This is a genomic window from Flavivirga eckloniae, from assembly GCF_002886045.1.
Lineage (GTDB): Bacteria > Bacteroidota > Bacteroidia > Flavobacteriales > Flavobacteriaceae > Flavivirga > Flavivirga eckloniae.
This window is the reverse complement of the sequence record NZ_CP025791.1, coordinates 5,154,432-5,177,135: the sequence shown is the minus strand read 5'-3', so window position 1 is coordinate 5,177,135 and position 22,704 is coordinate 5,154,432. Positions and strand designations below refer to the sequence as shown.

24 protein-coding genes are annotated in these 22,704 nt (G+C 33.6%); 13 read left to right on the top strand and 11 right to left on the bottom strand.

The annotated features are described in order from the left end of the window. Nucleotides 1–100: 100 nt before the first annotated feature. The 3 genes from C1H87_RS21395 to C1H87_RS21385 are packed head-to-tail and all read left to right on the top strand — an operon-like array spanning nucleotide 101 to nucleotide 2,035. A complete protein-coding gene (locus C1H87_RS21395; RefSeq protein ID WP_102757772.1) occupies nucleotides 101–832 on the top strand; it encodes a class I SAM-dependent methyltransferase in 732 nt (243 codons plus the stop codon). Nucleotides 833–877: 45 nt separating this feature from the next. Then, the gene (locus C1H87_RS21390; RefSeq protein WP_102757771.1) at nucleotides 878–1,552 is read left to right on the top strand and encodes a ZIP family metal transporter; all 675 of its coding nucleotides are present in this window, start codon (nucleotides 878–880) and stop codon (nucleotides 1,550–1,552) included. A gap of 54 nt (nucleotides 1,553–1,606) precedes the next feature. After that, nucleotides 1,607–2,035, top strand: coding sequence for a DUF4268 domain-containing protein (locus C1H87_RS21385; RefSeq protein ID WP_102757770.1), 429 nt, complete (start codon nucleotides 1,607–1,609; stop codon nucleotides 2,033–2,035). A 268-nt stretch (nucleotides 2,036–2,303) separates the two neighbouring features. Here the strand turns inward: C1H87_RS21385 and C1H87_RS21380 are convergent, their stop codons facing one another. Next, a complete protein-coding gene (locus tag C1H87_RS21380) occupies nucleotides 2,304–2,795 on the bottom strand; it encodes a GNAT family N-acetyltransferase (protein WP_102757769.1) in 492 nt (163 codons plus the stop codon). Between the two features lie 179 nt (nucleotides 2,796–2,974). Between C1H87_RS21380 and C1H87_RS21375 the strand changes: the two genes are divergently transcribed. The 3 genes from C1H87_RS21375 to C1H87_RS21365 are packed head-to-tail and all read left to right on the top strand — an operon-like array spanning nucleotide 2,975 to nucleotide 6,953. Continuing rightward, a complete protein-coding gene (locus tag C1H87_RS21375) occupies nucleotides 2,975–4,780 on the top strand; it encodes a DUF1800 domain-containing protein (RefSeq protein ID WP_102757768.1) in 1,806 nt (601 codons plus the stop codon). Between the two features lie 5 nt (nucleotides 4,781–4,785). Then, the gene (locus C1H87_RS21370) at nucleotides 4,786–6,201 is read left to right on the top strand and encodes a DUF1501 domain-containing protein (RefSeq protein WP_102757767.1); all 1,416 of its coding nucleotides are present in this window, start codon (nucleotides 4,786–4,788) and stop codon (nucleotides 6,199–6,201) included. Further along, entirely contained in the window at nucleotides 6,198–6,953 is a 756-nt protein-coding gene (locus tag C1H87_RS21365) for a T9SS type A sorting domain-containing protein (RefSeq protein ID WP_158655315.1), read from the top strand. Before C1H87_RS21370 ends, C1H87_RS21365 begins: the two co-directional genes overlap by 4 nt. A 15-nt stretch (nucleotides 6,954–6,968) precedes the next feature. On the opposite strand, the gene trhA is transcribed toward C1H87_RS21365, so the two are convergent. Together trhA and C1H87_RS21355 are read right to left on the bottom strand one after the other, a co-directional pair. After that, a complete protein-coding gene (trhA, locus tag C1H87_RS21360) occupies nucleotides 6,969–7,595 on the bottom strand; it encodes a PAQR family membrane homeostasis protein TrhA (RefSeq protein ID WP_102757765.1) in 627 nt (208 codons plus the stop codon). Nucleotides 7,596–7,614: 19 nt separating this feature from the next. Next, entirely contained in the window at nucleotides 7,615–8,262 is a 648-nt protein-coding gene (locus C1H87_RS21355) for a DUF4294 domain-containing protein (RefSeq protein ID WP_233783240.1), read from the bottom strand. A gap of 134 nt (nucleotides 8,263–8,396) precedes the next feature. Between C1H87_RS21355 and C1H87_RS21350 the strand changes: the two genes are divergently transcribed. The 7 genes from C1H87_RS21350 to C1H87_RS21320 all read left to right on the top strand — a co-directional run bounded on the left by C1H87_RS21350 (nucleotide 8,397) and on the right by C1H87_RS21320 (nucleotide 16,006). After that, a complete protein-coding gene (locus C1H87_RS21350) occupies nucleotides 8,397–9,485 on the top strand; it encodes a M42 family metallopeptidase (protein WP_102757763.1) in 1,089 nt (362 codons plus the stop codon). 223 nt (nucleotides 9,486–9,708) lie between these two features. Then, on the top strand, nucleotides 9,709–10,866 hold the full coding sequence (locus C1H87_RS21345) for an aminotransferase class V-fold PLP-dependent enzyme (RefSeq protein WP_102757762.1): 1,158 nt from the start codon (nucleotides 9,709–9,711) through the stop codon (nucleotides 10,864–10,866). A gap of 11 nt (nucleotides 10,867–10,877) precedes the next feature. Beyond that, nucleotides 10,878–11,432, top strand: a complete 555-nt coding sequence (locus C1H87_RS21340) for an NUDIX hydrolase (RefSeq protein ID WP_102757761.1) — start codon at nucleotides 10,878–10,880, stop codon at nucleotides 11,430–11,432. 27 nt (nucleotides 11,433–11,459) lie between these two features. Beyond that, a complete protein-coding gene (locus C1H87_RS21335) occupies nucleotides 11,460–12,134 on the top strand; it encodes a PrsW family intramembrane metalloprotease (RefSeq protein WP_102757760.1) in 675 nt (224 codons plus the stop codon). A 173-nt stretch (nucleotides 12,135–12,307) separates the two neighbouring features. Beyond that, nucleotides 12,308–12,796 carry an acetyl-CoA carboxylase biotin carboxyl carrier protein subunit gene (locus C1H87_RS21330; RefSeq protein ID WP_102757759.1) on the top strand — a complete coding sequence of 163 codons (489 nt, stop codon included), beginning with the start codon at nucleotides 12,308–12,310 and terminating at the stop codon, nucleotides 12,794–12,796. Between the two features lie 102 nt (nucleotides 12,797–12,898). Then, a complete protein-coding gene (accC, locus tag C1H87_RS21325; protein WP_102757758.1) occupies nucleotides 12,899–14,338 on the top strand; it encodes an acetyl-CoA carboxylase biotin carboxylase subunit in 1,440 nt (479 codons plus the stop codon). 126 nt (nucleotides 14,339–14,464) lie between these two features. Further along, entirely contained in the window at nucleotides 14,465–16,006 is a 1,542-nt protein-coding gene (locus tag C1H87_RS21320) for an acyl-CoA carboxylase subunit beta (protein ID WP_102757757.1), read from the top strand. Nucleotides 16,007–16,392: 386 nt separating this feature from the next. On the opposite strand, the gene C1H87_RS21315 is transcribed toward C1H87_RS21320, so the two are convergent. The 8 genes from C1H87_RS21315 to C1H87_RS21280 form a co-directional block, all read right to left on the bottom strand. Continuing rightward, nucleotides 16,393–17,937: a helix-turn-helix transcriptional regulator gene (locus C1H87_RS21315; protein ID WP_102757756.1), complete on the bottom strand. Its 1,545-nt coding sequence runs from the start codon at nucleotides 17,935–17,937 to the stop codon at nucleotides 16,393–16,395. Between the two features lie 571 nt (nucleotides 17,938–18,508). After that, the gene (locus C1H87_RS21310) at nucleotides 18,509–19,042 is read right to left on the bottom strand and encodes a GNAT family N-acetyltransferase (protein ID WP_233783238.1); all 534 of its coding nucleotides are present in this window, start codon (nucleotides 19,040–19,042) and stop codon (nucleotides 18,509–18,511) included. Between the two features lie 141 nt (nucleotides 19,043–19,183). Further along, a complete protein-coding gene (locus C1H87_RS21305; RefSeq protein WP_102757755.1) occupies nucleotides 19,184–19,762 on the bottom strand; it encodes a YceI family protein in 579 nt (192 codons plus the stop codon). Nucleotides 19,763–19,878: 116 nt separating this feature from the next. After that, entirely contained in the window at nucleotides 19,879–20,469 is a 591-nt protein-coding gene (locus C1H87_RS21300; protein WP_102757754.1) for a Crp/Fnr family transcriptional regulator, read from the bottom strand. Nucleotide 20,470: 1 nt separating this feature from the next. Beyond that, nucleotides 20,471–20,917 (bottom strand): DinB family protein, encoded by a 447-nt coding sequence (locus C1H87_RS21295; protein WP_102757753.1) that lies wholly within the window; start codon nucleotides 20,915–20,917, stop codon nucleotides 20,471–20,473. Between the two features lie 26 nt (nucleotides 20,918–20,943). Next, the gene (locus tag C1H87_RS21290; RefSeq protein ID WP_102757752.1) at nucleotides 20,944–21,705 is read right to left on the bottom strand and encodes a cyclase family protein; all 762 of its coding nucleotides are present in this window, start codon (nucleotides 21,703–21,705) and stop codon (nucleotides 20,944–20,946) included. A gap of 19 nt (nucleotides 21,706–21,724) precedes the next feature. Continuing rightward, the gene (locus tag C1H87_RS21285; protein WP_102757751.1) at nucleotides 21,725–22,138 is read right to left on the bottom strand and encodes a hypothetical protein; all 414 of its coding nucleotides are present in this window, start codon (nucleotides 22,136–22,138) and stop codon (nucleotides 21,725–21,727) included. Between the two features lie 65 nt (nucleotides 22,139–22,203). After that, nucleotides 22,204–22,647 carry an FKBP-type peptidyl-prolyl cis-trans isomerase gene (locus tag C1H87_RS21280; RefSeq protein WP_102758361.1) on the bottom strand — a complete coding sequence of 148 codons (444 nt, stop codon included), beginning with the start codon at nucleotides 22,645–22,647 and terminating at the stop codon, nucleotides 22,204–22,206. Between the last annotated feature and the right edge of the window lie 57 nt (nucleotides 22,648–22,704).

The window sequence follows — 22,704 nt, the reverse complement described above, 5'->3', positions numbered from 1 at the left end:
TTAATATTTATATTCTAAATTTTCCATTATAAATGCTAAATACGAATAAACATGTGCCTTCGTGTTGTTTAACTACACAACAAAACCGCCATTAAAAAATATGATAACAGATACAACAAATTGGTTTACATCTTGGTTCGACACGCCTTTCTACCATATCTTATATAAGGATAGAGACGATACCGAAGCACATGAGTTTATGGATACCCTCACCAATTATTTAAACATACCAGAACAAGGTACTATTTTAGATTTAGCCTGCGGTAAAGGTAGACATGCCGTTTATTTAAACACTTTGGGATACCATGTAACCGGTGTAGATTTAAGTGAAAACAGTATTAAGCACGCTAAACAATTTGAAAACGATACTTTGCATTTCGAAGTTCATGATATGTGCAAACCTTACAAAAAACAATTTGATGCCGTTTTTAATTTATTTACCAGTTTTGGATATTTTGATAAAGACGAAGATAATCTTAATACCATAAAAGCTATAAAAGCAAACCTTAACGAATATGGCTTCGGCGTCATTGATTTTATGAATAGCGAATATGTAATCGATAATTTAGTACCAGAAGAGCTCAAAACGGTAGACGGTATCGATTTTAATCTGAAACGCTATTTACAAGACGGTTATATTATAAAAGATATTTCATTTTATGTAAACGGTAAGCATTATAATTTCTTAGAACGCGTTAAAGCATTTACACTCAAAGATTTTAAAAGGTTATTTGAAAAAGCTAACGTACATTTGCTGGATGTTTTTGGTGATTATAAATTGCGTAAGTTTAATGCGAAAACATCAGAACGCTTAGTAATGATTTTTAAATAGCCTATCAATTAGTATTAAAACACTTTTGAAGCGTATTACATGTACATGAATAACTATCTTTTACCCTTTTATGCTGTTATTTTAGGTGTGCTTATAGCAAGCATTACCAAAACAAAAAAAACCTGGAATACCAAACTCCTTCTTTCTTTTAGTGGGGCATTTTTATTGGCTTTAACGCTGTTCGAATTATTACCTGAAGTCTATGAGCATTTAGACGCCAAACTTACCGGACTATATATTATGTGCGGTATTGTGCTGCAAATTGTTTTAGAACTATTCTCTAAAGGTGCCGAACATGGTCATGTACATGTTCACAAGAACAGTACAACTTTCCCGTGGTTATTATTTATAAGCTTATGTATTCATAGTTTTTTAGAAGGCTTTTCCATTCACGAACATAACGATATGGTTTATGGCGTGCTAATACACAAAATTCCCATAGCAACAATAATTAGTATGTTTCTATTTCAATCTAATTACAAAAAGATTGAGATCGCTATATTTCTAATTATTTTTGCTTGTATGACACCTTTAGGAACTCTCATTTCGCTTACTTCCGAAATGGCTGCCAGCTATATACATATTATTAATGCTATTGTAATAGGCATATTTTTTCACATTTCAACAACGATCCTATTTGAAAGTGGTGACGGACATAAATTCAATCTATCCAAATTTATTGCCATCATTCTCGGGATTGGTATCGCATATTTAATTTAAACCTACAAGATGTTGAACCTGGAATTCAAAACTTTAAACTTTTAACCACACACCTTGTTTAGCAAAGAAGAATCACGACAATTACGACAAGAGTTTTGGACAAGTTTTGGAAAATCATTTCCGCGGAAATGGATTTTATACAATACCAAACTAAAAGGCTTTAGCTTTAAGTTTCATTTTGACAACAAAAAAGCTTTGGTGGCTTTAGACCTTGAAGACGACCTTGAAAGTCGAATTAAATATTGGGAAAAACTTCTAGCCTTAAAATCGATTCTTTTAGACGACTTTTTACCAGAAGCTATTTTTGACGAAGAGTACTTTTTAGAGAATAAAAAAGAAGTGTCTAGAATTTATGTGCCTTTAGAACAAAAAGTATCCATTCACAATAAAAACTCATGGCGTGATGTCATGGGATTTTTCAACAAAAATATGAGTCTATTTGAAGCTTTTTTTGAAGAATACAAAGAGGTGATAGAAGGATAACAAAACCTAAATTTAGCCTGATGGTATGTTGATAAACAAAGGTTGTTTAATTATTTGTAAACACAGTTTACAAAAATAGGCTAAAACTTAAAATCTATCTGGATTTAAGTCAGGCAGAAAGTCTGATTCCTGATTATGACTAGTGATAGTGAAACCCTTTGTATATTCTTGAAATACTATTTGTGTAATTCACGGTTTGATTTTCTTTTAGAACTCAAATAGATTAAGTCTTTATACAACGTTAATGGCAAGTCGATAGAAACCATTATTAAACCGTTTTCACCATTTGATAATCGTCCATAACAAACCCATTACCAATATCTGTAACCAAAGGCCCTACATTAACAAAGCCCAGTTTTTCGTAAGCTTTAATCGAGCCCGTATTATTTATGTTTACCGTTAGTCTAATACTTTTCAATTGGTAACTCTTCGCTTTTTCAACAATAAACGCCATAGCCGCTTTGCCTATCTTCTTCCCCCTATAATTGCTTAAAACATAAATCTTGCTTAAAAATAAGGCGTTCACTTCCTTTTTTATAGAAAGATAACCAACAAATTCATCCTCGTAAATAATCAAAAAATAGCCCTGTCCGTTTACAACCTGTTCCTCTATTGCTGTTGCAGATTGATACTTATCAAGCATATAATCTATCTGTGGTTTTCCTACTATAGGGATATAATGTTCCCTCCAAATAATATCAGCCAATTTTTCAATTTGTAAGTAAAGTTCCCTTGTATTGGCAACAATGATTTTTGTCATAAAACCTAAAATTAGTAGCCCAAAATTAAACGATAAAAGGGGAATTAGCCGTATATCAACAAATTTAAAAAATACCGTTCATCGAAAAATACAGCTTTTCATCTATATATTTATCTATATTTGAAATCCAATCTTCAATAACTCTCGTAACTAAACAATATAAAAGCCAAAAATCTCATATGAAAAAACACTTACTTTTCATTTTTCTATGTTTACCAATTTACTTTTTCTCCCAAGCATATTCAGACTATTTGGGTGCGGGACATAGCAATGGTATTACCGTTACTTCCAGTAGCGAACAGAACCGTACAGATTGGAGAGAAACAGCCAGTGCACAAAACACAGTAAATGGTCATGGTTTAGATGCCAGATTATTTGAAACATCGCGTTTCTTGGCACAAGCAACCTTTGGAACCGATTTAAATTACATTAAACAAGTTGCAGAAAGACCATTTGAAGACTGGATCGATGATCAATTTGAAATCGCTTCTCCTTCAATGAGACAACTTACCGAAGATATTTTTAACCAAGCGCTCCTTATTTTTGTTGCAAATGGTGGAAACCAAGATAAATATAACGGCCCTGATTGGCCGCATTTTCAATATGCCTGGTGGCAATCCAATATTGGTAACGACGATTTGTTAAGACAAAGAATAGCCTTAGCTTTAAGTGAGATATTTGTAATCTCTTGGGATTCAAACCTTGATAGTTACGGGCTAGGTTTAGGCGATTACTACGATGTATTAAAAGATAATGCCTTTGGTAGTTTTAGAAATTTGTTACGAACAATAGCCTTACACCCTATGATGGGTGGTTACTTGAGTCATTACAACAACCCGAAAAGCGATCTAGAAAATAACATTCATCCAGACGAGAATTTTGCAAGAGAAATTCTGCAATTATTCACCATTGGTTTATACGAACTTAACCCAGATGGTAGTTACGAGTTAGATATAAATGGTGACAGAATTCCAACCTACGATAATGCCGATATAAAAGAATTCGCAAAAATATTTACAGGACTTGGTCCTGCTGATATTGAACCCAATCCCAATGATGTTGTTGCAGAATTTGGAGCAGGTATACACTATGCCAGAAAGGATTTACCCATGAAAATGTATGATGAATGGCATGAACCTGGTGAAAAAAGACTTTTAAATGGCAAAATCGTTCCCAATGGACAAACCGGTATGCAAGATATTGAAGATGCTATAGACAACTTATTCAATCATAAAAATACGGGGCCATTTATTGCTTTGCGGTTAATTCAGCAACTAGTAAAATCCAATCCTTCGCCCGAATACATATCCAGAATTACTAACGTTTTTAATAATACTAATGGGGTTCGTGGCGATATGAAAGCTGTTATAAAAGCCATACTTCTAGACGATGAAGCCAGAAGCTGTAGTTGGGCCGAAAATCCTACCAGCGGTAAATTAATAGAGCCCATGATTAGGTATTTTAATGCCACCAGACAACTGGATGTAGACAATAAAAATGGTGTAAACTGGAATATCGGCTCCCGCTTTTATAAAGATACCGGTCAAGCTCCCCTAGGTTCTCCTAGTGTGTTCAACTTCTTTTTACCAGACTATGTACCAAATTCAGAATTTGCAGATGCCAATTTAAAAGGACCAGAATTCCAAATCCATACATCCGCTACATGTTTGGCCTATTTAAATCGAGTAATTTATTGGACAAACAACCACTACTCTACTATGTTAGACACCAGGGATTTAGATCTTGAAGACACCCCATTAAATTTCGATAAACTAAAGTATTATGCCAAGGATGGTGAAGTACTCGTTAATATGTTAGATAAATTATTTACCCGTGGGCAACTTTCAGATGAAACAAAACGTGCCATCGTTACAGCCCTTGAGCCTATAAAAGGAAAAAGTGAGAAGGTAGACTTCATGCTAAACCGAGTAAGAATGGCACTTTACCTAATATTAGCAAGTCCAGATTACGTGATACTAAAATAACACCAATGACAAAGCATAAAAATAATATATCCAGACGAAAATTTTTAGAGCAATCATGTGCTACACTTGGTTACACAACTGTATTTTCATCATTAATAAACTTAAAAGCCATGGCTGCCACAGCTATGAACAGCTCACCTATTGTTGCAAACGGTGATTACAAGGCATTAGTTTGTTTAATGTTGGGAGGTGGTAACGATTCCTTTAACATGCTTATTCCAAGAGGAAATAATGAGTATGCTGAATACGCTACTACAAGATCGAATCTGGCTATTCCACAAAATCAAATATTACCTATTAATCCAAATACATCAGATGGTAGAACGTTTGGTCTGCACCCATCTATGCCAGATATGCAGCAACTATTCGAAAGCAATGATTTGGCATTTCTTGCAAATGTAGGTACACTTATAGAACCTTCAACAAAAAGCGAGATAAAGGATAAAGTAGTAAAAACACCTTTAGGTCTGTTTTCGCATTCAGATCAAACACAACAGTGGCATACAGGAAGGCCACATGAGAGAACCAATATAGGATGGGGAGGTAGAATGGCAGATTTAATTCAGTCCATGAATTCCAACCAAGACCTCTCTATGAATGTCTCGCTAAGAGGTAGTAACACATTCCAGCGAGGCAATCAAATAATCCCTTACGCTATTAAAAACAATGGTAGCATTGGACTTAATGGTTACGGCGGAGATGGGCTCCTTAGCCAGCTTAGAACAACGGCCTTAAATTCAATTTTAGAACGGGATTATCAGGATATATTTAAAAACACATATAAAAACACGATAAAAGTCTCCAACGATTCCGGCATACAGTTTCAAGAAGCTGTAGACGGTGTTCCAGAATTTAGCACCATCATGCCAGAAGAAAACAATTTAGCAGAACAATTGCGAATGGTTGCTAAAACCATTGCTAGTAGGGATGCTTTAGGCTTTACCAGACAAACCTTTTATGTTCAAATTGGTGGTTGGGACCATCATGACGAACTACTCATAAACCAAACAAATAAATTAGCAGAAGTAAATGCTGCCTTAAAATATTTTAATGGTGTTATGAATGAATTAAACACCAATGATTGTGTAACACTATTTAGTATATCAGATTTTGGAAGAACACTTTCATCTAATGGAAACGGTACCGATCATGCTTGGGGAGGTAATGCCTTTATGATGGGTGGCGCAGTTCGAGGTAAAGAAATATATGGCGACTACCCGGTTTTAGCATTAGGTAGCGATCTTGATTTAAGAAATAGAGGGGTTTTGATACCAACCACTGCAGCAGATCTTTATATGGCAGAGTTAGCCTTATGGTTTGGTGTTCCAGCATCGGAACTTACAACCATTCTTCCAAACTTATCAAATTTTTACGATACCAATTCCGGTACAGCTCCAATCGGTTTTATGAACATGTTATGATGAAAAAACACTACATATACATACTATTTATCTTAATATTTATTACACAAACAGTAAATGCGCAATGCTATCCAGATAGACATAGCACAACCTGGTTCGATAGTTGGGTATCTTGCGATATGTCGCAAAACCCTAACCCAACCTATGGTGTAACCCATTGGATCATGTACGATCTGGGATACGAATACGAATTAAAAGAATCTAAATTCTGGAATATAAACGAGCCTAAAAACCTTAATTATGGTATAAACAACTATAATTTAGATTATTCGTTAGATGGGGTTACATGGACTAATTTAGGAGCTTTTACTATGGAACAGGGCTCTGGTTTATCAACCTATGAAGGTGTTGATGGTCCCGACTTTGATGAGACCAAAGCACGATACGTACTTATTACACCTACCTCAAACTTTGGAGGTAATTGTTACGGTATGAGCGAAATGAAAATTAACATTACAGACCCTTTCGATCTTGTTCGCGAAGAAGATGGCTTTAACGCTATGGTTTACCCTAACCCTTTTAGAAAAGATATTAATCTTAGAATTGTATCGCTTTATGAGAATGCACCTGTAAACTATACGCTTTATGATGTATTGGGAAGACCTATAGTATCTAATAGCGTTGCTTTTGTTCAAGATACAGAGATTTATGAACTGCCTGTAAACGGTAATGCACTTTCATCTGGAATTTATATTTTAAATGTTGAACAAAACGGTAAAAAGCGTTCAATTAAAATTATTAAACAAAATTAATTTTTAAGCTTTTAGCTAAATCACATAAAAGAAGATCATAAAAAAGTGAAAAATGGCGCCTGCTAAAACAAATAGGTGCCAAATAACATGATTAAATGGTATCTTTTCAATAGCATAGAAAACAATACCGAGCGTATACGATAGTCCGCCTCCAAATAAAAGTAAAATACCATTGCTGCCAATATTAGCAGATAAATTTGTAAAATCGAATACAATAAGCCATCCCATTACCAGATAAAGGATTGTAGAAAACACCTCAAAACGTCCTGTAAAAAACAGTTTTAAAACAACTCCAAAGGCTGCAATTCCCCAAACAACCCAAAAAAGCGTCCATCCTAAACTCGCTTCAAGCGCAATTAATAAAACCGGTGTATACGTACCTGCTATAAGCAAGTATATACTAATATGGTCTGCAATTCTAAAATAATGTTTTTGCCTCTCTCCTTTTACGGCATGATATAGTGTAGACGCTGTAAACAATTCGATTATAGAAATACCATAAATAATAACACTAAACAGACTCCAGTCCGTTTTTTTATTATCGAAAACAATAAGAAGTATTAAAGCAGAAATACCTAATAAAGCCCCTAAGGCATGTGTGGTAGCATTTAGTTTTTCTTCAAAAGGAGTTTGGATACGCATTTATTAATACGCATTTAGTTTATGGGCTTTTTGTACCTAACCATTTATTAGTTAAATCAAAAAAGTCAAAATCGACAGCAGATTCTTGACGCTCTAAACGACCACTTTGAAAGCTGCGCAATAGAATATCTTCAATTAAATAATCCTCTTCAACATTTACCGGATCGAACGTTCGTTTTAATGAGATATCGAACATACTCGCTGTGGTATTATACCAAAACGCACGCCAACCGCTTCGCAATTCCTTTACCAGATCAAATGCCGTAGTACCAGTTTGTCTATGAATTAATTTAATTAGTATTTGCCCCTCGGTACGGGTAAGCTTTTTTAACTCATCGGAAAACTCACCTTCTATGTATTTTTGAATGTGCTTAGTATAACGCTTTTTTTCGCGAGTTCTTTTAAGTGTAACCAAATGTCTATTCATAGAATCCAATCGCTCAGCAGCCATTTTAGCATAAGGATATACCTTTAATGTCTTCCTTCTAAGAACAATATATCTAATACGTTCTTTTTTATTTCCAAATCTAAGTTTATGTAATAGTTTAACCTCTCTTAAATCGATAGATGTTCTTGGAACAGAATCACCTTTAATAATGAGGTATTTGATTGACGTTGAATCCTGTTCAGTATCATTCTCCTGTGCAAACAGCAAAACAGGAAACATTAAGAATATATATTTTAAACAGTTCATCAATAAAAAATACTGGAGCTTTAATATTCCAAATTTACTAATTTACACAATCTAAAACATTTTTTTTCTATTTATATTACTATTTTAGTGCAAAATTTTTCAAAATAATGACAAAAAACAGCATTCTGAACGAAAAGTCTATCGACTTTTTGGAAAAATATTTAAATAATGCCGCCCCTACAGGTTACGAATGGACAGGACAAAAACTGTGGATGGACTATTTAAAACCATATGTAGATGAGTTTATAACCGATACATATGGTACTGCAGTTGGGGTAATAAATCCCAAAGCAAAATATAAAGTTGTTATTGAAGGACATGCCGACGAAATTTCATGGTATGTAAATTATATTTCAGACAATGGACTAATTTATGTAATTAGAAATGGAGGTAGCGATCATCAAATTGCTCCTAGTAAGATCGTTAACGTTCATACAAAAAAAGGGATCGTAAAAGGTGTTTTTGGCTGGCCAGCTATTCACACCCGTAACAGAGCCAAAGAAGAAGCTCCAAAACCAGATAATATTTTTATAGATGTTGGAGCGAAGGATAAAGAAGAAGTTGAAAAAATGGGAGTTCACGTAGGATGTGTTATTACCTACCCCGATGAGTTCCATGTTTTGAATAAAGATAAATTTGTTTGTCGTGCCTTAGATAATCGCATGGGCGGTTTTATGATAGCTGAAGTCGCACGTTTATTAAAAGAAAACAAAAAAGAACTTCCTTTCGGGCTTTATATCACCAACGCGGTTCAGGAAGAAATTGGTTTACGTGGCGCAGAAATGATTACGCATACTATTAAACCAAATGTAGCGATAGTTACCGATGTAACTCACGATACTACAACGCCTATGATAGAAAAGAAAAAGGAAGGTCATCTGGAAATAGGAAAAGGACCTGTAGTAGCTTATGCCCCTGCAGTACAACAAAAATTACGCGACCTAATTACAGATACTGCTGAAGACAAAAAGATTCCTTTTCAACGTTCTGCATTATCTAGAGCAACAGGAACAGACACAGACGCTTTTGCTTACAGTAATGGTGGTGTAGCTTCTGCTTTAATTTCTTTGCCGCTTCGTTATATGCATACCACCGTAGAAATGGTGCATAGAGACGATGTAGAAAATGTAATTAAGTTAATTTATGAAACACTACTTAATATAAAAGATGGCGAAACATTTAGTTATTTCGATTAAACGTCGACTATCTTGATAAATACACTTAAGTTATCCTTTTTGGATAACTTTTTTGTTTTAAGACAGTTTGTAATCTTACTACGAACAAAATTCATTATACTTAATTTTTCAAACGCTACTTTCTTTTACTGGATAAGTAAATATTTTCTTTAAATGATTACTTCTTTCTCCCCTTGTTTCAATAAACTTTAGTAGTTTTAACTATTGAATAATTAAGCACTCTATGCCTTTACAAAATCAGAAACATTTATTTGATCTTCCTGAGGAAATCACCTATTTAAATACAGCAAGCCAATCACCTTCTTTCAAATCTATTTATCAAGCTGGTTTAGAAGGTTTAAAACAAAAAAGTCTTCCTCATACCATTAAAGTTTCAGACTATTTTGAACCCGTTACCGAGCTTAAAAAACTATTCGCTCAACTAGTCGAAGTGGAAGATTATAATCGTATCGCTACTATTCCTTCTGCTTCTTATGGCATAGCTACAGTTGCCAATAATATTAAACTACAACCAGGAGATGAAATTTTGGTTATAGACGAACAATTTCCAAGCAATGTATATTCATGGCAAAAATTAGCAGAAAAATATAATGCCACGTTAAAAACGGTAGGCACTCCAAAATCAAAGACCAATAGAACCAAACTATGGAATGAAGCCATTTTAAATGCTATAAATAGTAAAACTGCTGTAGTAGCAATGGGTAACATACACTGGTCAAACGGAAGCTTATTTGATTTAAAACCTATTAGAGAAAAAACCAAATTACAAAATGCGCTTTTAATTATAGATGGCTCTCAATCTGTTGGCGCATTGCCCTTTTCTGTTAAAGAGCTTCAACCCGATGCGCTTATTTGTGCTGGTTACAAATGGCTTTTCGGACCTTATGGTTGTGGTTATGCCTATTACGGAGCATATTTTGATAACGGCTCCCCTATAGAGGAAAGTTGGATGAATAGGTTGCATAGCGAAAATTTAGCAGGTGCAACGAATTATGAATCTCAATATAAACCTTTAGCGAATAGATATTCAGTAGGAGAACATGGAAATTTCATTTATGTGAAGATGCAAATTGCAGCTCTAAAACAAGTTTTAGAATGGACTCCAAAAGCCATACAAAACTATTGTAAATCGATTACCTTTGAAGCTGTTGAAAAGTTAGAAAAACTAGGATGTTATATTGAAGACCCAAACCATAGAACACATCATTTATTCGGAATTGAATTACCAAACAAAGTAGACATTCAAGCATTACAAAAGGATTTATCGAGCAAAAACATTTATATTTCATTTAGAGGAAATTTTATTAGAATTTCTTGCCACTTATTCAATACATCTCAGGATTTTGAACCGCTTATTGCATGTCTGTCTAAACACTTATAAACCATTTAAAAATGGATGAATACATAGATATCGTAACAAAAGAAGGAAAGCCCACTGGTAAATCCGAATTAAAATCTATTATCCACCAAAAAGGCTATTACCATAATACAGCACATATTTGGTTGTATACCAAAAATGGTGAAATCCTACTATCACAACGCTCCGCTAAAAAAGCAATTTGCCCTTTAATGTGGGACGTCTCGGTTGCAGGTCATGTCGATGCAGGAGAAACCATTAAACAAGCTGCTATAAGAGAAACCAAAGAAGAAATCGGACTATCGATTTCTGAAAACGATCTAAAAAATATAGGCGTTTTTGAATGTTTTCAAACCTACAGCAATGGCATTATAGATAACGAATTTCACAACACCTTTCTTTGCGAGTTAAAAGTACCCATATCTCAACTAACACCTCAGGAAGAGGAAGTTGAAACGCTTAAACTCGTTTCTTTTGCAAGTTTTAAAGACCTCATTAACACTATTGAAAATAACGGCAACCACTTTGTACCTTCCAATAAATCGTATTACGAATTCGTTTTGCAAAACATTATAAAAACTGTGAATTAACCCTAATTATAAATATTACTTTTACCAATGAACCTACTTCTTCTTGCCATTGCCCCGGTATGCATTATTATTGTATTTATCTATTTTAAAGACAAATACGAAAAAGAACCAAAACGCTTACTTTTTTTCAATTTCCTCTTAGGTGCTATAGTAAGTATCGTTATTACGACCATTTTATATTATGTGTTAGACATTGTATTACCGCTTCCCGATCATACAAGCGTTTTTCAACAATTTATTAAAGCCTTTTTTGTTGTGGCCCTAACCGAAGAATTTAGTAAATATATTATTGTTCGCTACTATGCCCAAAGGCATAAGGAATTCGATGAGCCGTTGGATGGTATCGTTTATGCCGTAATGGTATCTATGGGATTTGCCGCCACAGAAAACGTTTTTTATGTGCTGGAAGGCGGATACGAAACCGCTTTAATAAGAGCGTTTACAGCTGTTCCCGCCCATGCTACATTCGGAATCTTAATGGGTTTCTATATGGGTAAAGCAAAATTTTCCAAAAACAAAGTACTTTTAAATCTTGTTGGTTTGCTATCTGCTACCCTACTTCATGGTGCTTACGATTTTTTCCTGTTTATAGATTTTATACCAGGCATATGGATGGGTGCATTTGTATCACTCTTTATCGGCATTTTTCTTTCATTAAAAGCTATAAAAAGCCATCAAAAAAACTCCAATTTCAATGTTTGATAAGTTATTCTAAAATATGATTTATCTCATGATTTAGGTTGTCCTTTTTTGATATTTTTAACTTACTCTATTCCAGAACTTAGCTTAATAAAGCATAACTTTGGTGTGTATAAGAAAACTTGGTCTATAAAAATTCATGTCATATATTTACTACTAATTAATTCAAGACACTAATGAGTAAAACTTTCAAAGCCACCGTAAATAATACTTTTGATTTTGAAATAAAAAATGGTGATATTTCAAATCTAGACACGTTACAAATTTCAGGATCGAAATTTCATGTTCTTGAGCAAAACAAATCATACGAAGCTGAAATTACAAAAGCAGATTTCAACAAAAAATCGTATGAGGTAAAAATTAACAACAACTCCTATAATATTAATATCGCAAACGATTTAGATCTATTAATAAAAGAAATGGGGTTTGCCATTGGCTCGATAAAACATGTTGATTCTGTTAAAGCTCCTATGCCCGGATTAATTTTAGAAATTAATGTGGAAGCGAATCAGGAAGTAAAGGAAGATACGCCTCTTTTAATTCTTGAAGCCATGAAAATGGAAAACATCATTACCTCTCCCAGAGATGGCGTAATCAAATCTATTTCTGTAAATAATGGAGATGCGGTTGAGAAGAACCAACTGCTAATTGAATTCGACGCTTAAAGCGCCCCTACTTTCTTATATGTTTTCAAAATTTGAAAAACATATATTTTAAACAAACATTACATTAAACACATGTGTATTCATGGTATATTATAATTTATTATGAAAAAAATACTAGTAGCTAATAGAGGCGAAATAGCCATAAGAGTTATGAAAACTGCCCAGAAAATGGGTATTAATACGGTTGCTGTATATTCTACCGCCGATAGAAATGCGCCGCATGTTAAATTTGCAGACGAAGCTGTTTGCATTGGCGAACCACCATCTAATCAATCTTACCTTAAAGGCGACAAAATTATCGAAGTTGCCAAACAACTTAACGTAGATGGTATACATCCGGGATATGGATTTTTAAGTGAAAATGCAAGTTTTGCTGAATTATGTGAACAAAACGACATCATTTTTATTGGCCCACGATCTAAAGCCATTAAAATTATGGGAAGTAAATTGGCTGCAAAAGAAGCCGTAAAGCAATATGACATTCCTATGGTTCCTGGTATTGACGAAGCCATTACAGATGTTGACAAAGCTAAGGATATTGCTAAAAAAATCGGATTCCCAATACTCATCAAAGCATCTGCAGGTGGTGGCGGAAAAGGTATGCGAATTGTAGAAAAAGAAAGTGATTTGGAATCTCAAATGAACCGCGCCATTAGCGAAGCTACTTCCGCTTTTGGAGACGGTTCTGTATTTATCGAAAAGTATGTCACTTCTCCGCGTCATATCGAAATTCAGGTTATGGCCGATAGTCATGGTAATATTTTACACTTCTTTGAACGTGAGTGCAGCATTCAGCGGCGTCACCAAAAAGTAGTTGAAGAAGCACCTTCGTCAGTTTTAACTCCAGAATTAAGAGAAAAAATGGGCGATGCTGCTATTAAAGTCGCCAAATCCTGTGATTATTTAGGAGCGGGAACTGTTGAGTTTTTACTAGACGCAGATCATAACTTCTATTTTCTGGAAATGAATACCAGATTACAAGTGGAACACCCTGTGTCTGAATTAATTTCTGGTGTCGATTTAGTTGAACTCCAAATTCTTATAGCACGTGGCGAAGCTCTTTCCCTAAAACAAGAAGACTTAAAAATAAATGGACATGCGCTGGAATTACGGGTTTATGCCGAAGATCCTTTGAATGACTTTTTACCAAGTGTAGGACACTTAGATACTTATAAGCTTCCCACTGGTGAAGGGATTCGTGTAGACAATGGTTTTGAAGAAGATATGGATATTCCTATTTTTTACGACCCTATGCTTTCTAAACTCATCACTTATGGTAAAACAAGAGATGAAGCCATCCAACTTATGATAAAAGCCATAGACAATTACCATGTAGAAGGTGTTCAAACTACCCTTCCTTTTGGAAAATTTGTTTGCGAGCATGAAGCTTTCCGTTCTGGAAATTTTGACACGCATTTTGTTAAAAATTTCTATTCGCCAGAAGCCTTAAAGGAACAAACAGAAAAAGAAGCTAGAATTGCTGCCTTTCTTGCAGTAAAACAATATATAGAAGACCAAAAATTATTAAGAGTACCTAATTAACTATCGTTCCGTAGTTCCATACCAAAGCTTCTTTAACAGTGTCTTAATAAGTAGAGGTATATACGGAATCTATTTAACAACAAACAATTACGCACATTGGTGTAGAATAACAAAGCTCACTAAATTATGGATTCAAAAATAAAAAAACTAAACGAACGTGTAGCCTTAGCCCATTTAGGTGGTGGCCAAAAACGTATCGACAAACAACACGAAAAAAAGAAACTCACAGCAAGAGAACGTGTTAATTACCTAATGGACGAAGGTTCTTTTGAAGAGATCGGGGTTTTAGTAACTCACAGAACCACCGATTTTGGTATGGAAAATGAAATTTATTTTGGAGATGGTGTTATTACTGGTTACGGTACTGTAAATGGTAGATTGGTTTATGTTTATGCTCAGGATTTTACGGTTTTTGGAGGGGCTTTATCTGAAACGCATGCCGAAAAAATATGTAAGATCATGGATTTGGCTGTTAAAGTTGGTGCGCCAATAATTGGTCTAAACGATTCTGGAGGTGCTCGTATACAAGAAGGTGTTAAGTCGCTTGGTGGCTATGCAGATATATTTTACAGAAATGTGCAAAGCTCTGGTGTGATTCCACAAATTTCTGCTATTATGGGTCCTTGCGCCGGTGGAGCCGTGTACTCCCCTGCCATGACCGATTTCACCTTAATGGTAGAGAACACAAGCTATATGTTTGTAACCGGGCCTAACGTTGTTAAAACGGTGACCAATCAAGAGGTAACCAGCGAAGAATTGGGAGGTGCTTATACCCATGCCTCAAAATCTGGTGTAGCTCATAAAACATCCATAAACGATATTCAGTGTTTAGAAGATATTAAAACACTATTGAGCTATTTACCACAAAACAATACGGAAACACCTAAGACATTGGACTTTGAATTACAAGATGAAGTAAGGGATGTTTTATCTGATATTGTACCAGAAAACCCTAACAAACCTTATGATATGCACGAGGTGATTGAAGGTATTATTGATGAAGATTCTTTTTATGAAATTCATAAGGATTATGCTGAAAATATTATTGTTGGTTTTGCCAGACTTGGTGGTCGAAGCATTGGTATTATAGCAAATCAACCTATGTTTTTAGCTGGTGTGCTTGGTGTTAAAAGTTCGAAAAAGGCAGCTCGTTTCACACGATTCTGCGATTGTTTTAATATTCCGCTGTTAGTGTTAGTTGACGTTCCTGGCTTTTTACCTGGAACCGATCAAGAATGGAATGGTATTATTGTTCATGGTGCCAAATTACTATATGCCTTAAGCGAGGCTACTGTACCTCGGGTAACGGTTATTACCAGAAAAGCCTATGGCGGTGCTTACGACGTCATGAATTCCAAACATATTGGAGCCGATTTAAATTACGCTTGGCCAGGAGCAGAAATTGCTGTTATGGGTGCCAAAGGTGCTAGTGAAATTATTTTTAGAAGGGAAATTGCTGCTGCAGATAACCCTGCCGAAAAATTAGCAGAAAAAGAAGCCGAGTATGCAGATAAATTTGCCAACCCTTATAGAGCTGCAAGACGTGGTTTTATTGATGAAGTTATTTTACCAAAAAATACAAGGAGAAAACTAATTAAAGCATTTTCTATGCTAGAGGATAAACATGTAGATACTCCTAAAAGAAAACATGGAAACATTCCTTTATAAACAATCAATAACATTCATAAATAAAAAAGGAGCCAGAAGGCTCCTTTTTCTTACTATCCAACCAAATAAACTTTAAAGAATATATCTATAACAGACATAAACTAATTTAGACTAGTTTATCTGAAATTAATCCCACAACGTTTTGCTTTTATTTCTAAAATATAACTTAGTGTTTTTAATTGTAAACTATAATTTTAGCCAACCTAATAAAAGCAAATCTTTAAGTAGGTTTAAGTTAGGCGGATTAACATTGATTAATAGCGTTACAAATATTAAAAACTAGAATAAAAACAAAGAATAAACCACTACTCATTTATTACGCATTGCCCAAAAAGAGTTGTTTATCGGGTTTCTTGAACTTTTTAAAATCAGAAAGATGCTCAAAATCAAGACAATACAGTTTCTGAGCCTTTAAAGGTTTCTTTAAGGTAATCAAGCAATGTCATTTTTCCTCTACAGAAATCAAGCTTTTTAGTAATACGGTAACGCTTGCTTTCAATAGCTCTTATCGAAGTATTTAAGAAAACCGCTATTTCTTTATTTTTAAAACCGACATATAGATAATAGCAAATAATAATTTCGGAATTACTCAACTGCGGATGCATTTCATTTATTTTCTGAAAAAAGTTAACATTAAGATCATTAACCAGTTCTAAATGATTTTCACTTTTATCGATAATTGTAGACGAATTAAGGTGTAAGTTTTTATATAATTCTTTAATCTTTATGCGTTGTGTAGAGACCTCGCCTATTGTTGATATTAATTTTATTTCTTTCTTTAAGCTACGTATATAATCTTCCAATCCTTGAACTTTTACTGCTAATTTCTCATTATTAGATTTTAGATACGACAAATTGCTTGATTGGTCATCTAAACTTGCCACTTTAAGCTTTTGTTTTCTATAAAAACTGGCATATAAAAAGCTTATTAGAGTAAAGCCTAAAAGCAACACAATAACCAATACACCATTAAAGAACTTTTCGTTATCTAAGGCTTCTAATTTGGTTTCTGTTTTTATCAGGTCTTCATTTGCTTCAAAGCTGGCAGTCATAATGCTTTTATACATCTTGTTTTCAAAAAGCCTTAACGAATCTTTATAAGCCTTGATGGCTTTTTCATTACCAGAAAACTCATGGGACTCAATAGATAGTTTTAAGAAATCTTTCTCAACATCATCTGCCATAAACTTTCTATACTTAGACAATTTAGACAGATAATAAAACGTAGAATCCATTTGTTTGTTCTCAAAATGAGCTTCTGCAAAACACATATGTATTGTAGCTTCAAAAGAGTTATAATTATATGAATTATTTGTAGGGTTATCTTTTAAAGCCCTAAACACGCTAAAGTATCTATAAGTAGAATCTAAATTTTTTAATTCCAGATAGTTATGACATAACATATGCGTTGCAAACATATAATAATAAACATCATCGTCCTTAACGCTTTTATATGCGTCTAACTTATCTAGTATTAAGGCATTACATATTTCATATTCTCCATCAAGGTGTTTAGCATAAGCATAGGTGATATCTACTTCTAAATCACCATGCTTATAACCAGATAACTTATAATAATCTCTTGCATCTTCCAAATGTTTGTAAGCCTTCGGGTCTTTATCATTGATATAATAAAAACAAGAAAACAGTTCTATACTAGCTTCTCCCGCTACTTCATAATTCCCTTCCTCTAAAGCATACTTTAATGCTAAAGAACAGGCTTGGTGAGACTTAACAAAATCGTCCTTCTCGTCATAGATTAACGATTTTATAATATAATAATCGGCAATATTACCTGTAAGGTAGTCGGCTACAGGTTTGGGAATAGAATCTAAAAAAGTTATAGTCTTCTCTACATCATAATCAATATATACTTCGGCAGAGTCAACAAACCGCTCGTAGCCCTCAAAATCTTGGGCATAGCATAGCATTCTAGAAAATAATAGAATTGCACAAACACAAAGCATTTTGCGCTGAAAACGAAATCTGCACTTTATCAAAATTTAATCAATAATTAATCCCTATAGTTGTAAAAATATGTAATTATTTTTTACGACGAATGGAATCTTATTGTTTTTTCAACTCTTGGAAAGAAAGTTCTTTAACATACATTTTTTTGTAATAATTTTAATTTAAAAATGTGCAGTTTATCTATGTTTTAAAACTATAACTAGTTATGTTTCAGCATATATTTATAGTAAGGAACATGAAAATTATTACTTTTAGTACTAAAAAAAGTTGAAAATTCTGTAGGTTTCTAACTACCTTTTAGAAATTAAAAAAGAGGTCTCCAGTAACTGGAGGCACCTCTTAATTTTTAAATATCTATATTTTAGATAAACAATCAAAGAATTTTCTAAAAATTCCTAAACTATCTTTTCTAAACGGCTAAAGTAGTCGGGTAAAATTATATAATAAGGATTAAAATTTACCTCTAAGGGATTTTTTTATACCATTTAAGTTAAGAAACTGTGAATAAATCTTGATTTGGCATGAGGTTAGCTAAAAAATACGTCCGTAATAATCTAAGTCAACAAGCTCTCCTTTAGTTGTTTTATAATCCCTTTTAATAGTCCCTTCTAATGTAAAACCATTTTTCTTGGCTACAGCTATGCTTCCAATATTCCTGCTATTAGATCGGCATAATAGCTTCTTAAAATGGTAGGTTTCAGAAAGATATTCAATAACCAATCCTAAAGCCTTAGAAATTACCCCTTGTCCTTCGTACTTAGCATCAATAAAATAGCCTATTTCTGCTTTTGGGATATTCCAATCGATATTTTTAATATCAATCAATCCAATAAAGGCATCTGTTTGTAAATCTCTAATTATAAATGGAAAATAACTTTTATCTTTTTCCTTCTGCTTTATTTCGTGGCAATAAGTTATGGTATCATGAAGTGTTCTGGTTTTAGATACCGTTCCTGCAAAAAAATCTTCTAACCGCTTTCTATTCGTATCAATTAGATTGAAAAACTTTTCACTCTCGTTGATCTCTAAAGGAGCTATTTTAAAATTTGCGAATGTAATAGTCATTAGTCCAAAATTATAAAAACAATCAGAGCGTAACGAAGAATCTTTTAATTTATTTATTAGATTCTTCGTTACGCTCTGACTGGCAGTTTTTAAACTGCTTCTTTATTATTAACCAATTTTATAATAAAAAATTCTTTTTGATTAAAACTCTAAATCTGATACTAAATCAAATTCATCATAAATAGCTTTATCCTTTAAGTTTTCAAAAAAGCTAGTCGAACCGTACTTAACACCATATTTTGTTCTATCAATTTTTAAAGACGCTGTTGCTTTATTTCCGTAAACAGAGATTGTAAATTGAACAGCATTTGTTTTACCTTTTATAGTTAAATCACCAGTAACGGCATAAGCATTTTTACCAGAAGCTTTAACTTCAGTAAATACTAATTTTGCAGTAGGGTACTTAGAGGTACCAAAAAAATCATCAGATTTTAAATGCCCATCTAATTTTCCTTTATACTCGCCTTGTAAATCTGTGGTGTTTATAGTAGTCATATCTATAACAAACTCCCCACCAGTTAATTTATCTGCTTCAAAATTTAAAAAACCAGATTGTATTGAAATGGTTCCTTCATGAGATCCAGTTACTTTATAACCTTTCCAAACCACTTTACTTTTATCTGTTTTTATCTCTTTTTTATCACCTTCTATAGCTGTAAACGACAATGTAACAAATGCTACAATTACCAATGCTGCTAAATTTTTAATTGTGTTTTTCATGTTGCTGTTTTTATATGGTTTCCATGTTTAATTAATACATTACAAATGTCTGAAAGATTATTGTTCTTGAAAATAATATAGATTATAAAATAATGTTAAACTAGATTAACATTTTATTATTTCAAAGCAAGTTCCTTCTTTATCTTGCTTAAAAACTCTTTGGTAATTCCTAAATAAGAAGCAACCATATATTGGGGAATTCGCTGTTCTATTTTAGGGTATTGATTTCTAAAATAAATATACCTCTCTTTAGCAGAAAGACTAAAACGTCTAACGATACGCTTTTGTGAAGCAACTAACGCTCTTTGAATGATTTGTCTAAAAAACCGTTCTAATTTTGGAATAGCCGCATATAAATCTTCAATAATATCGTAAGAAAACAAAATGAGCTCGGTGTTTTCCAAGCACTGCACATTATAATCGGCTGGAGTTTGTGTTATAAAACTTCCCATATCTGAGGTCCACCAATCTTCAATAGAAAACATTACGATATGCTCCTGTCCGTCAGAATCCATATAAAATGTTTTGGTACAACCAGATAATACAAAACATTCATATTTGCATACATCGCCCTGTTGCACAATAAACTGTCCCTTTAAGTACTTCCTGTAAGTGACTTTAGATAAAAGGATGTCCTTTTCTGCTTCGGTTAAAGAAACATATTTATTAATATAGTCTAATAGTACTTGCCCTTTTTCCTTAATCATGTTATGAAGCTATTAAGCGTCTGTGGTAATTTATTTGACCTAAGTGATAAGACAGGTGTGTCGTTAAATGAACCAGAAAATATTCCGTGGTCATTGGCGCTTTAAAAACATCTATAGGATATCGCTTTTCTAAATCTTCTGCCGATAAGTTCCCTAAAACGCTTTCAACCATTTGAATAGTATCATCGATTTGCTGCAATAGTTCTGTTCGTAATACATTTTTAAGCGAAAACTCCTGTTCTCTCTGCCTAACATATCCTGTGGTGCCAAGCGTAGCACCAATAAAATGATTAAGATTCCCTACAATATGCAAGCAAAGATTACCAGCAGTATTGGAGATTTCCTCACTAAGAAGCCATAAATCTTCTTCGTTTTTATAAGACGTTATTTCAATCTTAAGCTTATTGAGATCCCGGTTAAAGATTTTAATCAAGGTTTTGGTAAGCATACTTTTATTTTAATTAATGTTTTAATCTAGTCTAATAATGCAACAACCCTTGCTGGTGCTGCAGAAGCTCCTACAATTTTTAAGGGAAATACTGCTACTTTAAATCCTGTATAAGGTAACGCATCTAAGTTTACCAATTGTTCCATGTGCCAATATTCTTTACGTTGTCCTACCAAATGTGCTTCCCAGAACAGTTCGGAGTTAGAGGTTTCTTTTGCTTTTTTTATAAGATAAGGCAAGGGCAAATCCCAACCCCAGGCATCAATCCCCATAACTTTAATCCCTTTGTTAATAAGCCATTCTGTTGCTTCGGCACTCATGCCTGTACCAACCTCATGAAAATTTTTAGAACCATTAAATTTATCTCTACCGGTTTTTATTAATACGATCATTCCTTCTTTAATGGTTAAATCGTTTTTCTCTAAAAAGGTTTCAATATCTTTTACAGTAATGGCATCAAAATCGGCTTTATGCGCCATGTCTATAACAACACCTTCGGCATAACATAAATCTAAAGGAATTTCATCAATGGTTTTAGACCGTTCGCCATTACAAGTGGGTGAATAATGCCAAGGCGCATCGATATGTGTTGTTGAATGTACCCCCATTTTTTGAATGGTATCGTCTGCCCAACCCGTAAACCCTTTAGGGAATAGTTTTAGCGGTAATCCGAGGAAACGTAATAGCAATTTAGCCTTTTTGTGAGGCTTATGCTTAATTTTTACTTTCATAAACCAAGGATCATTCTTGTTATATTGTATGGGTTTCGATAGGTCTACAACTTTCACTTATAATATAGTTTAGAAGTTAATCAAATGGTAACAGGGTTGGTTCTAAAAAGCTGGATTTTGCTGTTTTAGAATTAAATATCTCAATATCGTAATGGCTAGCTAATAACGCTTTAAAGTTGGTCTTTAATCTTGGATTTTCTAAAATAAAATCCTGAAAGGTTTTAGAATCGGATTTTAACCAAAAATGATACACAGCTTTAATAGCTGCAACTGTAACTGTTTCATTGTATTTATCTATAGCACCTAACGATGTAACAAAACCTTTTAGCTCATGCGTTATTTGCTTTATAGCCAAATCTAAGCCGTCATTATTTATATAAATCCAAGCCAGGCGCAAGTGTGCATCATGACTAAATAGTTTCGGATCTAATATGGCCTTTTTAAATTGATCTGTAAATTCGACATCACTTAAACTATAATGATCTTGCATAAAATAAAAGAGTTAATAAAGAGGCCGCTTTTCCATAAAAAAAGCACCTTCTTAATATTTTCTCTCTAATTTACAGAAATAAGATTGATATCAAAAACCAGAACAGCATAAGGAGGAATAGTACCAACAGACTCATTACGATATGCCAAATGGGATGGTATTAATAGCTTACCTCTACCCCCTTCTTTAAAATAAGCAATACCTTCTCTCCAACCTGGAATTACATTAACCAAATCTGTTTTATAAGAATCACTTTCGTCAAAAACAGTTCCATCGGTTAAATAACCTTTATAAGCAACGGTAACATTAGATGCCGCATTAGGCTGCGTTCCTGTTCCTGCTTCTTCGATTACATAATATAAACCGGTAGAGCTTTTCTTTGCATTCAAGTTATTTTTTGCAATATATTCTGTGATTTCCTGATCATTTAAAGTGACATAATCTTTTTCATCATCACTACTACAAGAAACAAAAAGAGATAGTACTAAAGCAAACGTAATATATTTCATGTTTTTTTTTATGTAAATATAAAAAACACTTCGACTTTTCAAATCATAAAAAAGATA